11 protein-coding genes and 1 riboswitch are annotated in these 13,292 nt (G+C 64.3%); of the genes, 4 read left to right on the forward strand and 7 right to left on the reverse strand.

Features of this window, described 5'->3' with window-relative positions:
* Positions 1-93: 93 nt before the first annotated feature.
* Genes AC6H34_RS28135 through AC6H34_RS28155 form a run of 5 tightly spaced genes read right to left on the reverse strand, consistent with a single transcriptional unit; the run spans position 94 to position 5,162 of the window.
* Positions 94-924 (reverse strand): SDR family NAD(P)-dependent oxidoreductase, encoded by an 831-nt coding sequence (locus tag AC6H34_RS28135; RefSeq protein ID WP_497541036.1) that lies wholly within the window; start codon positions 922-924, stop codon positions 94-96.
* A gap of 5 nt (positions 925-929) precedes the next feature.
* Positions 930-2,054: an acetoin dehydrogenase dihydrolipoyllysine-residue acetyltransferase subunit gene (locus AC6H34_RS28140; protein WP_497541288.1), complete on the reverse strand. Its 1,125-nt coding sequence runs from the start codon at positions 2,052-2,054 to the stop codon at positions 930-932.
* A 2-nt stretch (positions 2,055-2,056) separates the two neighbouring features.
* Entirely contained in the window at positions 2,057-3,082 is a 1,026-nt protein-coding gene (locus AC6H34_RS28145; RefSeq protein ID WP_448148017.1) for an alpha-ketoacid dehydrogenase subunit beta, read from the reverse strand.
* A gap of 14 nt (positions 3,083-3,096) precedes the next feature.
* Positions 3,097-4,062, reverse strand: coding sequence for a thiamine pyrophosphate-dependent dehydrogenase E1 component subunit alpha (locus AC6H34_RS28150; protein WP_497541037.1), 966 nt, complete (start codon positions 4,060-4,062; stop codon positions 3,097-3,099).
* 29 nt (positions 4,063-4,091) lie between these two features.
* Positions 4,092-5,162, reverse strand: coding sequence for a 2,3-butanediol dehydrogenase (locus AC6H34_RS28155; protein ID WP_497541038.1), 1,071 nt, complete (start codon positions 5,160-5,162; stop codon positions 4,092-4,094).
* 307 nt (positions 5,163-5,469) lie between these two features.
* Between AC6H34_RS28155 and AC6H34_RS28160 the strand changes: the two genes are divergently transcribed.
* Complete coding sequence (locus AC6H34_RS28160; protein WP_448148019.1) at positions 5,470-6,450, forward strand: GAF domain-containing protein; 981 nt, start codon at positions 5,470-5,472, stop codon at positions 6,448-6,450.
* 108 nt (positions 6,451-6,558) lie between these two features.
* On the opposite strand, the gene AC6H34_RS28165 is transcribed toward AC6H34_RS28160, so the two are convergent.
* Both AC6H34_RS28165 and AC6H34_RS28170 read right to left on the reverse strand, forming a co-directional pair.
* Positions 6,559-7,863 (reverse strand): porin, encoded by a 1,305-nt coding sequence (locus AC6H34_RS28165; RefSeq protein ID WP_497541039.1) that lies wholly within the window; start codon positions 7,861-7,863, stop codon positions 6,559-6,561.
* A gap of 415 nt (positions 7,864-8,278) precedes the next feature.
* A complete protein-coding gene (locus tag AC6H34_RS28170; protein ID WP_497541040.1) occupies positions 8,279-9,919 on the reverse strand; it encodes a fumarate hydratase in 1,641 nt (546 codons plus the stop codon).
* Between the two features lie 243 nt (positions 9,920-10,162).
* Positions 10,163-10,370, forward strand: a riboswitch (cobalamin riboswitch).
* Positions 10,371-10,489: 119 nt separating this feature from the next.
* Here AC6H34_RS28170 and AC6H34_RS28175 point away from each other — a divergent pair.
* The 3 genes from AC6H34_RS28175 to AC6H34_RS28185 all read left to right on the forward strand — a co-directional run bounded on the left by AC6H34_RS28175 (position 10,490) and on the right by AC6H34_RS28185 (position 13,238).
* Positions 10,490-11,734, forward strand: coding sequence for an aromatic ring-hydroxylating oxygenase subunit alpha (locus AC6H34_RS28175; protein WP_497541041.1), 1,245 nt, complete (start codon positions 10,490-10,492; stop codon positions 11,732-11,734).
* 143 nt (positions 11,735-11,877) lie between these two features.
* Positions 11,878-12,939: an FAD-binding oxidoreductase gene (locus tag AC6H34_RS28180; protein ID WP_448148023.1), complete on the forward strand. Its 1,062-nt coding sequence runs from the start codon at positions 11,878-11,880 to the stop codon at positions 12,937-12,939.
* Positions 12,940-12,941: 2 nt separating this feature from the next.
* The gene (locus tag AC6H34_RS28185) at positions 12,942-13,238 is read left to right on the forward strand and encodes a hypothetical protein (protein ID WP_448148024.1); all 297 of its coding nucleotides are present in this window, start codon (positions 12,942-12,944) and stop codon (positions 13,236-13,238) included.
* The last annotated feature ends 54 nt before the right edge of the window (positions 13,239-13,292 follow it).

The raw sequence follows: 13,292 nt of genomic DNA on the forward strand, positions 1-13,292 counted from the left end.
AAGTTCTATTTTTGTTCTCAACAAAGTCGCCGGAAGGAACCGTCACCCGCCTTCAAGCGGGTGACGCGCTTTCAACTGCGAAGGGCCGCGCGCTCAATCGAAGATCATGCCGCCATCGACGATCAGGGTCTGGCCCGTCATGAAGTCCGACTCGCTCGACGCCAGGAAACGCGCCACACCCGTGAGATCCCCCGCCTGGGATGGCCGCCCCAACACGGCACTGGCCGCGAAATTGTTGAAGGCTTCCTGGGGCGACTTGCTCAGGCCGTGATCCTGGAAGCCCTGGTCGATTACCTGCCACATCGGCGTGGCCACCACGCCGGGACAGATGGCGTTGGCCGTTATGCCCTCGGGGCCGAAGCCGCGGGCGGCCGCCTGCGTCAGCGCCACCACCGAGAACTTGCTCGCGCAATAATGGGCAAGCGGATCGTAGCCCTGCTTGCCGGCGATCGAGGCGGTGTTGACGAGCTTGCCGCCGCGCCCCTGGGCCCTGAAGACCTTGATCGCCTCCTGCATGCCGATGAGCACGCCGAGGCCGTTGACGTTCATGACCGTGTGCCAGTCGTCCTCCGTGATGTCGAGGAACGGCCGGACCTGGGCGATGCCGGCATTGCTGAACAGCACGTCGAGTCTGCCGTAAGCCGAGACGGTCGCCTCGACCATCCGCTTGACGCTGGACCGGTCCCGCACGTCGACCTCCAGGCCGATCGTCTTGCCACCTCCGACGGCGAGTGTCTCCGCCGTCGCCCTCGCGTCGGCGGCGTTGAGGTCCGCCACCGCGACGTGGGCGCCGCCCTCCACCAGGCCCCGCGCCATCGCCAGGCCGATTCCTCGCGCGCCGCCGGTGACGATGATGCTCTTGCCTTCAAGTCCCTGCACCGTTTCCTCCGTGATCGTATTCGGGATGCCCTGGCCGGGCAGCATATTCCCTAGTCTGCCTGGGCGAGGATCAGCCGGTTCACCTCCCCGATCTGCTCCATGTGCGGCATATGTCCCGCCTTGGAGAGGAGATGCACGCCTATCTCGGGCGGCAGCCCTTCGGCCTGGCGCGCCGGGATGATCTCGTCCTCGATGCCCCAGATGACCTGGATGGGGATATTGCGGAGCTCCGGCAAACGGCCGCGCAGGATCTCATGCTGCCTGCCGCCGCCGAAGTTGGCTTCGGCGATGGCTGCAAGGGCGGCCTGGGCGCCGTCCAGGCGCTTGAACCGGAGCAGATCCTCGGCCATGTCGCGGCTGACCAGCGACTTGTCGGCGAACAGCATCCCCAGGATGGGTTCAAGCTGCTTGCGCCGCGAGGCGTCGACCATGCCGGTGGTGAACTCGCCATTGATCTCGGCACCGAGGCCCGCCGGGCAGATGAGCGTGAGCGAGGCAACCCTGGCCGGCGCATCGAGGGCCAGCCTAAGGGCCACCGCGGCTCCCAGCGAGTGACCGACGAGATGCGCCTTGCCGATGCCCTGCGCCCGCAGAAAGGCCGCGACCGCTTCGGACAGGCTGGCGAGATCCCCCGTCCCGACCTGCTTGGCCGATCCGCCGTGCCCCGGCAGGTCGAGCGCCAACACGCGGTGGCGCTCGGCAAGAACCGGCTGAGTGAACATCCAGTTGTTCAGGTCTCCGCTGAAGCCGTGGATGAGGACGATGGGAGCTCCTGCCTGTTCCGCTCCGCTCTCGAGGTAGCGGATGTTCCGGCCGCCGATATCCGCCAGGGCCGGCACCGGGGAAGCCGCGCCCTCGACGCTGGCCCCGCTCTGCGCGAAATCCTCCTGGAAGCGCGCGATGAAGGCGTCGATCTCCCCGTCGGGCACCGCCCCGTCGGCGACGACGGCGATGAGGGCGCCGACCGGCAAGTCCTCCTGCTCCGCAGCCACATGCCGCCTGAGCGTGCCCTCGATCGGGCTTTCATAGGCGTTGGTGATCTTCGTGGTCTCGATATCGGCGATCTCGTCGCCGACCTTGATCGGTGTCCCCTCGGCCTTGATCCAGGCCGCGACCTTGCCCTCCGTCATGGCGAGACCGAATTTCGGCATCGTGATGGCGTGAATTGCGGTCATCGTCACGCGGCCTCCCTTGTCTTGTGAGTCATGACGGCCCGGACCGCCGCCTCGATCTTGTCCACGCTGGGCAGGTAGGCATCCTCCAGGACCGGCGAGAAAGGCACCGGAGTGTGAGGCGGGCAGACCATGCGGATGGGTGCCTTCAGCGCTCCGAACGCCTCCTGTGCGACCAGCGCGGAGACATCGGTCGCCATGTTGCAGCGCGGATTGGCCTCATCGACGACGACCAGGCGGCCGGTCTCCTCCACGCATTCGAGAATGGTGGCGGTGTCGAGCGGCGAGGTCGTGCGAGGGTCGAGCACCGTGCAGGAAATGCCCTGCTTTTCGAGACGATCCGCCGCGGCATTGGCGAATCCCACCATGCGCCCGAACGCCACGATGGTGACGTCGTCGCCCTCGCGGGTCAGGTTGGCCTCGCCGAAGGGAATGGCATAGGGCTCGTCCGGTACCTCCTCCTCCTCGTCATATTGCACCTTGTTTTCCAGGAAGATCACGGGATCGTCGTCCCGTATGGCCTGGATCAGCAGTCCCTTCGCCTCGTAGGCGGAGGACGGCAGCACGACCTTCAGTCCCGGAACATGGGTGAAGATCGGATAGAGGCACTGGCTGTGCTGGCTGGCGGCGCGGAAACCGGCCCCGTACATGGCCCGGATGACCAGGGGCGTGCGGGCCTTGCCGCCGAACATGTAGCGGAATTTCGCCGCCTGGTTGAAGATCTGGTCGAAGCAGACCCCCAGGAAGTCCACGAACATCAGTTCGGCCACCGGGCGCAATCCCGTCGCGGCCGCACCTGCGGCAGCCCCGATATAGGCGCTTTCGCTCAATGGCGTATCGAGAATGCGTTCGCGGCCGAATTCCGCCAGCAACCCCTTGGTGACGCCGAGCACGCCGCCCCATGCATCCTGCTCGCCAGGCGCTCCGGCGCCGCCGGCTATATCCTCGCCGAGCAGCACGACCGACGGATCGCGCCGCATCTCCTGGCGCAGGGCTTCGTTGATGGCCTGCCTGTAGCTCTTCTTGCTCATCGAACCCACGCTCCTCAATAGCTCACATAGACATCGGTCAACAGATCGGCTTCCGTCGGCAGCGAGGCGGCCTTGGCATTGCGCACGGAGGTCTCGATCTCGTCCGCCACCGCCCGGTCCACCTCGTCGAGGTCGCCGGCCTCCAGCAGGCGTGCCTCGGTGACGCGCTTGCGGAAGCGATTCAGGCAATCCTGGTTCTCCCGGATGGCGTCGACCTCTCCCGGCGCACGATAGGTCGTGGCGTCTCCCTCGAAATGGCCGTAGTAGCGGGCCAGCCGCACATGCAGCATGCTCGGGCCTCCACCGTTGCGCGCCCGTTCTATCGCGGTGCCCGCAGCCTCGTAGACCGCCGCAAAATCGAACCCGTCGACTTCCTGACATGGCATTCCGAAGCCTTCGGCGCGCTTGGCCTGGGATCCGGCGACCGAATAGGACGAGGATGTCGACTCGGCATAGCCGTTATCCTCAACGACGAAGATGGCCGGGAGCTTCCAGATGGTGGCTAGGTTGTAGCTCTCCAGCGTCGTACCCTGGTTCGAGGCACCGTCGCCGAGAAAGGCCACCGCAACGCCGCCCGTCTTGAGCACCTTGGCTGTCAGGGCGGCTCCGCAGATGAGCGGCGGGCCACCGCCGACGATGCCATTGGCGCCGAGCATGCCCTTCGAAAGGTCGGCGATATGCATCGAACCGCCCTTTCCGCCGCAGACACCTCCCTTGCGGCCGTAGATCTCCTGCATCATGCCCGCGACCTCGACGCCCTTGGCGATGCAGTGGCCGTGACCCCTGTGGGTCGAGGCGATGCTGTCGATCTCAGTGAGGTGCATGCAAACGCCCGTCGCCGAGGCCTCCTCGCCGGCATAGAGATGCACGAAGCCCGGTATCTCGCCGGTGGCGAATTCGACGTGCAACCGTTCTTCGAAATCGCGGATGGTCCGCATGGTGCGGTAGGCCCGCAGCAGGTCAGTCCGATTGAGTTGCATGATGAGGCTCTCCCTGAAGCAGGCCGGTTCTAGACATTCGTCTGGATGAGGATCTTGAGCGCCGCGGCGTTGGGCGCCGTGAGCACTTCGAAGCCGTGGCGCACCGCGTCGTCGAGCCCGATGCGCGCGGAGATCGCCCGCTCGACCGGCAGCTTGCCGGATGCGACCAGGCCGATGACGCGCGGCCACATCGTGGTCTCGTAGCACCAGCTGCCTTCGAGGGTGATGTCCTTGGTGACCAGGGCCGAGACGTCGACAAGCCCTGGCTTCACCAGCAGTCCCACCTGCACGATGGTGCCACGCTTGCGCACGAGGCCGATGCAGGTGGCGAGGGCGGCATCGTTGCCGACGCACTCGATGGCGACGTCGACGCCATGGCCACCCTCCGTATGCGCGGCGATGGCGGCCGCGGCCGACGGCGAAGCGGGGTCGAAGGCTTCGGTCACGCAGCCAAGCTGCATGACGCGCTCGCGTCTCGCAGGATTGGGTTCGGAAACCAGGATCGTCGTGGCCCCGGCGGCGCTGGCCGCCAGGCAGACGAGCGCACCGATGGGCCCGGCCCCGGTGACGAGCACCGAATTGCCGGCGGCGACGCGTCCCTTGTCGACGGCGTGGACCGCGACTGCGGCCGGCTCGATCATGGCCCCCTGCTCGTCCGAGACGGCGTCGGGAAGGCGGGCGAGGTTCTCCTCCGGCACGACCGATTGCTCGGCCATGCCGCCCCAGGGCCAGCTCAGGCCGACCAATGCCAGCCCATCGGCGAGTTGCGCGTAGCCGCGGCGCCGGTAGAAATCGTTCTGCGGGGCTATCAGCGGCTGGATGGAAACGCGATCCCCCGGCCTGACACTCGTAACCGCCTCGCCGACCTCAACGACGCGGCCGCTATATTCATGCCCGAGTACCTGCGGCCCATGCTGCCCCGTGACAGGATGCGGCTCGACCGGGATGAAGATGGGACCGGCGGCATACTCGTGGAGATCGGTGCCGCAGATGCCAACGAAGCTGTTGCGCACCAGGACGTCGTTCGGGCCGAGCGCACCCGGCGAGGCAATGCTGTCGATCCTCAGATCGCGTCTTGCATGGAACCGAAGTGCTTTCATCAGCACTCCTCCGCGCGCGAAAATGCACGGGTCATCATGCGGCGTCTCCTCACATTGAGTTTCTGTCGAACTCATCGCAAGGAGATTGCGAACGGCATCGCTACCGGGCAAGAAATTAGGAGGCGGCGCGAAGCAGGAAGTTGGCGCCATACAACAAACTGTCGCAGTATCGCGACAGGTGTGACAGTGCCGCATCATGTTGCATCGCAATAAACTTGACGATCCGGAAGATGCGTTGGATTTTGTACATGCTGAACGTACCAAGGTCGTGATCCGCTCGTAGAAGCGGCCGTGGGGAGGACGTCAGATGAGCAGCTTGCCGTCGTCGCAGCATGCGGAACGCGTGTTCGCGGTACTGGGCAAACCAGAGGAATCCCTCGGCATCGCCGCGTCCTGGCGCCGATGCCTCGTCGACCACCACCTCGATCCGGAGCAGGCCGTTGCTCCGACCGTGCTGAGCAATTTCGAATTGCGTTACGCCCGTGATCAGGCCGGGCGCCTGATGCGTGTCGCCGACCCCGAACTCGACAGGTTGCATCGCCTTGTCGAGAGCGTGGGCTATGCGGTGCTGATGGCCGATCTCCACGGCGCGGTTATCGCGCGGCGCGTCACCGAGGCAGACGAATGGGGATGCCGGCACTGGAGCCTGTGGACCGGTGCCATGTGGAGCGAGGAAATCGAGGGAACCAACGGCGTCGGCACCTGTCTGGCCGAGGAGCGGGCCGTCACGGTGCATCGCGACCAGCATTTCAGGCGCCGTTACGGACACCTCACCTGCACGGTGTCTCCCCTGTTCGATGCCGTCGGACGCCTCGCGGGCGCCCTCGACGTCTCCTCCTTCCGGCCCGATCCGGAGGGACGCCTGCTGCCGCTGGTGATGGCCGCCGTCCAGGACACGGCCAGCCGCATAGAAGCTGCCTGCTTTCGCGATCTCTACGCCCGCTATCTCATACTCACCCTGCCCTCGAGGCCGGACGGCTTCGTCTCCTCCGTCCCCCTGCTGGCAATGGACACGGACCGAAGGATTGTCGGGGCCACGCGATCAGCCCGGATACTGCTGAATATCGACGAGGACGCCCTGGAAAGGGGGACGAGCATCGGCGACGTCCTTAGCGACAGCGTGGACGATGCGAGCTTTGCGGCGGCAACCAGGAACGTGCTCATAGGCGCACTCGCGCAGGCCCAGGGCAATGTCAGCGAAGCGGCAAGGCTGCTGGGCATCAGCCGCGCCACCCTGCATCGCAAGATCAGGTCCCTTAACCTGCAGCGAGACAATGCCTTCCGCTGACGTCTCGGGGCACCAGGCATCACGTTCGAACTTGCTCGCCGCCGCTCCAAGAGCAAAACGCCGCGTCGGGTGACGCGGCGCCTGCTTGATGCTGGAGATCAGGCTGGTTCAGAAGGTGCGGCGAAGGCGCACACCGGCACCGACGCTGTCGACGGTGCTCTGAGGAGACTGCGTCGCCAGCGAACCGCCCGGATTCTTGTTCTGGTACCAGACTTCCGCGCCGGCAATGAAGCCTTTGACCACGGTATAGTTCACCTGGCCGCCGACGACATAATACCGGAAGTCAGCCGTAGTGCTGGTCGCAATGCTAGGAGCTTCATATTTGAGATAACCGCCGAAAAGCACGGCCTGGAGTTGTTTGGTGACGTTCAAGCCCGCTTCAGCCTGCACCGTCCAGCCCTTGGCCCGGTCGAGATCAAACGGAGCAGCCGTGGAAACATAGGCATCGGAGCCTCCAAATCCCAAGACGCTGTTGCCAGCGAAGGTGCCGTTCGGCTGGGAACCGCCCACGCCGAGATACTTCACCGCTCCGTCTGCATAGCTGCCTTCAGCGGCGATATAAGCACCAGCGAGAATCGGGAAGTTCACGTTACCAGCCGCACCGACCGAATACCCCCACGTCGTGCCGTACTGAGCGAGCGCAGAACGGTTCTGATGCAGCGCCCCCATGACCTGGAAACGGCCCCAGCCAGTTTTGTTGTCGTCGTAGCCGATCACACCGACGATGTCGGGCACCTGCGAGCCGCCGGCAGTGTTGATGTTGATGCCGTTGACGAGCACCGTGGAGGTGTTGCCGTAGGTGGTGCCCGCACGGTGATCGCGATTGTCTTCGATCGACAGCGTGGCGAAGGCCTTGTCGAACTGGGCGGTGTAGCTGATCAGGTTGCGGCGGCCCTGCTCACCGAAATAGGGCGCGAAGAACTCGGCCTGGTATTTGGGATCGTAGAAGGCGTAGGGCGACCATGCGAAGCCGGCGGTCAGACCCCCGAACTGCAGATAGGCCTGGCGAACGGTGAACGTATCATGCACGCCCGTGGTCGAACCATAGGGCGGGGCCGTGCCGGCATTCGATTCGGCCTGGAGTTCGAAGAAGGAGCGCAGCAGGCCGTAGTCCGTCTGGGTGCGCGCATCGAAGCGGATGCGGGCATTGGTACGGAACTGGGTCTGGTTGATGTTACGCTTGTTCGCGATATGATCCGGGGTCGACTGAAACCAGTAGTCAGCGCGGACTTGGCCGCTGATCTGGAGGCAGGTATCGCTACCGGGAATATAGAAGAAGCCGGGGCCGAAGGCGGAGCAGACCTTCACATATTCGACCGCCTCGCCCTTGGTCATGGGAAGATCGGCAGCCGAAGCAGCAGTGACGGACGCGAGAGCCGCAATAGCACCAAGCAGAAGTGATTTGTTTTTCATAAGAATCCTCACAGTCAATCGCACCAATACCTTGAATCCGTCACCGGTATACAAGTTATGACAAAGGCTTCGGCGCTGCAGAGCGCAGAATTTAGCTTTGAAGCGCCAGACGAAGATCCTTCGCTGCGCTGCGATATGAGAGGTCTCTTACATTGGGCGATAGATAACAATGACAAGCTATGTCATGCTTCTGACACATTTACGCTTCGCCAACGCCTGTGGCATATATAACACATGCAACATATACTATAAGTAGCAAAGTCGAATACGTTCACCCTTATAGACATCCATTGTGACGATCGGGCGAAGGTCGTGCCCGGTCGTCGCCTGACTGAAGGGACACATCGCCCACCGACAAAAGAAAACCCCCTCCGCATGCGGAAGGGGTCTCCTGCCAGCCGGAAACGGCTTCGGTTCAGCCCAGATTGAGCTCCTTGAAGAAGTCGTTGCCCTTGTCGTCGATCACGATGAAGGCGGGGAAGTCCTCGACCTCGATGCGCCAGACGGCCTCCATGCCGAGTTCGGGATATTCGAGCACCTCGACCTTCTTGATGCAGTCCTGGGCCAGGCGCGCCGCCGGACCGCCGATCGAGCCGAGGTAGAAGCCACCATGCTTGGCGCAGGCTTCGCGCACCTGCGCGGAGCGGTTGCCCTTGGCGAGCATGATCATCGAGCCGCCCGCCGCCTGGAACTGATCGACGTAGCTATCCATGCGCCCTGCCGTCGTGGGACCGAAGGAACCCGAGGCGTAGCCCACCGGCGTCTTCGCCGGGCCGGCATAGTAGACGGGGTGATTCTTGATGTAGTCGGGCAGCCCTCCCCCCGCTTCCAGGCGCTCGCGCAATTTGGCGTGGGCGAGATCGCGCGCCACGATGATCGGCCCGGTGAGCGACACGCGAGTCTTCACCGGATATTGCGACAGCGTCTCCAGGATCTTCGGCATGGGCTGGTTGAGGTCGATCTTGACCACCGCTCCCCCCAGCTTGCTCTCGTCGATCTCGGGCAGGAAGCGAGCGGGGTTATGCTCGAGTTCCTCCAGGAAGATGCCGTCCCGCGTGATCTTGCCCATCGCCTGCCGGTCCGCGGAGCAGGAAACGCCGAGGCCGATGGGCAGGCTCGCCCCGTGGCGCGGCAGGCGGATGACCCGCACGTCGTGGCAGAAATATTTGCCGCCAAACTGTGCACCCACGCCCAGCGACTGGGTGAGCCTGTGCACCTCCTGCTCCAGTTCGAGGTCGCGGAAGGCATGTCCGAGTTCGGACCCCTGCGTGGGCAGGGTATCGAGGTAGCGCGCCGAAGCGAGCTTGACGGCCTTGAGGGTCAGTTCCGCAGAAGTCCCCCCAATCACCACGGCCAGGTGATAAGGCGGGCAGGCGGCCGTGCCGAGCGTCAGGATCTTCTCCTTCAGGAAGGCGATCAGGCGGTCCTTCGACAGGATGGAGGGCGTCGCCTGGTAGAGGAAGGTCTTGTTGGCCGAACCGCCGCCCTTGGCGACGAAGAGAAACTTGTAGGCTTCCTCCCCCTCGGCCGAGATGTCGATCTGCGCCGGGAGGTTGGTCTTGGTATTCTTCTCCTCGAACATGGAGAGCGGGGCGAGTTGCGAATAGCGGAGATTCTTCTTCTCATAGGCATCGCGAATGCCCTGGGCGATGGCCCCCTCGTCCTCGCCGTCGGTCCAAACCTTGCGGCCCTTCTTGGCCATCACGATGGCCGTGCCGGTGTCCTGGCACATGGGCAGCACGCCGCCGGCGGCGATATTGGCGTTCTTCAGCAGGTCGTAGGCGACGAAGCGGTCATTGTCCGTCGCCTCGGGATCCTCGAGGATATTGCGCAGTTGCTGAAGATGGCCCGGCCGCAGCAGATGGTTGATGTCCGTGAAGGCCTGCTCGGCAAGCAGCCGCATCGCCTCGCCATCGACCTGCAGGATCTCCCTGTCGCCGATCTTCTCGACCCGCACGCCCTGGTCCGTCAGCTTTCGGTAGGGCGTCTCATCGACCCCGAGTGGGAAAAGGGGCACATGAGGATAAGTGGCGTTCGAAGCTGAATCGGCAGGCATGGAGGGGAACTCCGGTTCATTGCGAGATCAGGGCAATTCCAAACTGCCCATGGTGGCGCATCATCTAGACCTTATTGCTCGCGCTGCCTACGGTTTCCTGGAAATGCAGCCGAGCCATGCGCCCCTCGCCGCGTGCGAGCCCCCGGCGTGCCTGGGTGCAGGCGGCGCTTGCTCTCCCGACAGCAATGTCCCGATCCCGCCAGCCGATGTCGCTTCGCCTCTAGTACGCCCCACGACTCCATGTAGTCTGACCTCATTCGTGGTGCCGGTCCTGCCTGGGAGGAGGACTGGATAATTGGGAAGCCGGCGGAAATTCCGGCGCTGCCCCCGCAACGGTAGAGGAGTTGGTCTGGCAACTGCCACTGGATCGGGAACGATCCGGGAAGGCGCCGAGACCAGGCCCGCAAGGCCGCTCCTGAGCCCGGAAACCAGCCTCGAAGCCAAACCGATGGATCGCGGCGGGCGTTCCGGATGGATGATGGGACTTCGATGCCTGAGGCAAAGACCCCATCCGCCTTCCAATCCCACCGTTGTCCATCCAACGCACAGATGGTCACGTGGGATTTTGACATGAATGCGCATCAGGACATGCTCGGCCGCCTTCGCGGCCACCGCCCCGGCACGACGCTGGACGGCAAGTTCTATACCGACCCCGAGTTCTTCAATCTCGACATGCAGCACATCTGGTATCGCGAATGGCTGTTCGCCGGCCATGATTGCGAACTAGGCAAGCCGGGGAGCTACATCACCCTCCAGGTCGGCGACTATCCCGTCATCGTGCTGAGGGCCAATGATGGATCCATCCGCGCCTTCCACAATTCCTGCCGCCACCGCGGCTCCCGCCTGTGCTCGGCGGAGCGCGGCACGGTGGCCAAGCTCGTCTGCCCCTACCATCAATGGACCTACGAGCTCGACGGTCGGCTGCTGTTCGCACGCGACATGGGCGCCGATTTCGATGCCAAGCAATATGGCCTGAAGCCCGTTCATTGCGAGACCGTCGGCGGCTATGTCTGGATCTGCCTCGCCAAGGACGCACCGGACTTCGAGGGGTTGCGCGCCCTTGCTATGCCCTATCTGGCGCCCCACCGGCTGAAGGATGCGAAGGTCGCCTTCGAAAGCACGATCGTCGAGAAGGGCAACTGGAAGCTGGTGTGGGAGAACAATCGCGAATGCTATCACTGTGCCGGCAACCACCCGGAACTGTGCCGCACCTTCCCTGAAGCGCCGACCGTCAGCGGGGTGCAGGGCGCACAGGACGATCCACTCATCGCTGCCCACTGGGACCGCTGCGAGGAAGCGGGACTGCCCTCCCTCTTCCGGATCTCGCAGAGCGGCCAGTATCGCACGGCCCGCATGCCGCTGCTTCGCAACGCCGTCAGCTACACGATGTCGGGGCGGCCTGCCGTCAGCCGGCCGCTGAGCGGCTCGATCGAGGAAGGCAATATCGGTACGCTGCTGCTCTTCCACTATCCCACGACCTGGAACCACGTGCTGGGCGACCACGCCGTGAGCTTCCGCGTTCTTCCGATCGGCCCGCGGGAGACGCAGGTCACCACCAAATGGCTGGTCCACAAGGATGCTGTGGAGGGCGTCGACTATACGATCGACGAACTCACCCATGTCTGGACCATGACCAACGACCAGGACCGGCAGATTGTCGAGGAAAACCAGCGCGGCGTCGCCTCGCCCGCCTACGAACCCGGCCCCTACGCGCCGGATCACGAGGGCGGCGTGATGCAGTTCGTCGAATGGTACCGCAACGCGATGGAAGCCTCTCTGGGGGGCGACGCGGTACGCCTGCGCAGCGTGGCGTGAGCGCAGAGGCGCCCTCACCGTCCGGAGAGGGCTAGAATCCACGGCCGGGCGACATCGCCCGCGATGAAACCCGCCGCGGCGTTCCCAATCTTCGAGACCTCGTGTCGCCCCTCCCTCCGGGGAGCGTGAAAGCTCAGGATTCCATGTTCAAGCATCTCGACCAAACCCAGCCCTGGAACGACAGGGACCAGCAGCTCGAATGCGTCTCGGTCGTCAGCGAAGGCCGTGACGTCGCGACCTTCACCTTCCGCGCTTCCGAGGAGGGCTGGTTCCGCTACGAGCCGGGCCAGTTCATAACGCTGGAAATTCCGGCGCTGGATGGACCGGTGTTGCGTACCTATACGCTTTCCTCCAGTCCCTCGCGCCCGCTGTCCATCAGCGTCACCGCCAAGGCGCAGGCAACCAGCATCGGCACCCGCTGGATGTTAGACAACCTCAAGCCCGGCGCCCGGCTGAAGGCCTACGGGCCTCTCGGCCAGTTCACCTTCCACCGCCATCCGGCGGAGAAATATCTCTTCATCTCGGCAGGTTCCGGCATCACGCCGATGATATCGATGACCCGCTTTGCGGCCGACCAGGGCAAGGCGGCCGACATCGCCTTCGTCAATTGCGCGCGTCGCCCTTCCGAGATCATCTTCCGACATGAACTGGAACGCCTCGCCGCCGGCATGCGGCAGCTGCGCCTCGCCTGGATCGTCGAGGAAGCGGATCCGGGTGAAGTGTGGACGGGATTTCGTGGACGCCTCAATGCCCCCGCGCTGCGTCTCATCGCGCCGGATTTTCGCGAGCGTGAAGTGTTCTGCTGCGGGCCTGCCCCTTTCATGGCAGCGGTCAAGGACATGCTCGAAGCCAATGGCTACGACATGCGCCGCTACCACGAGGAGAGTTTCCATCCGCCCGAAACGGACGAGGCGGCGGCCGCGATCGGTGCGGACGAGATATGCGAGGGCAGCGTCGCATTTACGCGCTCCGGCATGGAAGTTCCCTCCTCCAGCCAGGAGACCATCCTCCAGCTAGCCCGTTCCGCCGGCCTCAACCTGCCCACCGGCTGCACCATGGGCCTTTGCGGCACCTGCAAGGTGCAGCGCCTCTCGGGCGAGACGGTGATGAACCATCAGGGCGGCATCCGGGAAGAGGAGATCGCGGCCGGGTTCGTGCTCGCCTGCTGTACCCGCCCGGTCGGGCGCGTCGAGATCGAGGCCTGACGATGCCGGGTTTCGAGCCTCTCAATCCGGACGCCCTCGTGGTGAATGCCTTGCTGTCCGCGCAGGACGAGGTGGTGGAAACGGCCGAGGAACGGGCGCGCACCCTGCTCTTCAGCTGGGTGCTGAGCCTGCGGCCCGGAACGAACCTGGCGACGGCGGCGTTCGAACTGAAGTGCCAGCTCCTCACCGCCTCTCCCGAAGACAATCCGCTGCTGCCCTATCTGTGCGAGTTGCTGGATGAGGTCCGCGCGCATGCGGGCCCGTCACGTCGGCGACGGCGAGGCCGTGCCGACGCCTGAGACGCTCCCGAATCAGGGCACCGGATGGAACGCCGAATAGCGATCTCCAGCCGA

The sequence above is a fragment of the Labrys sp. ALF-8 genome (assembly GCF_059699065.1).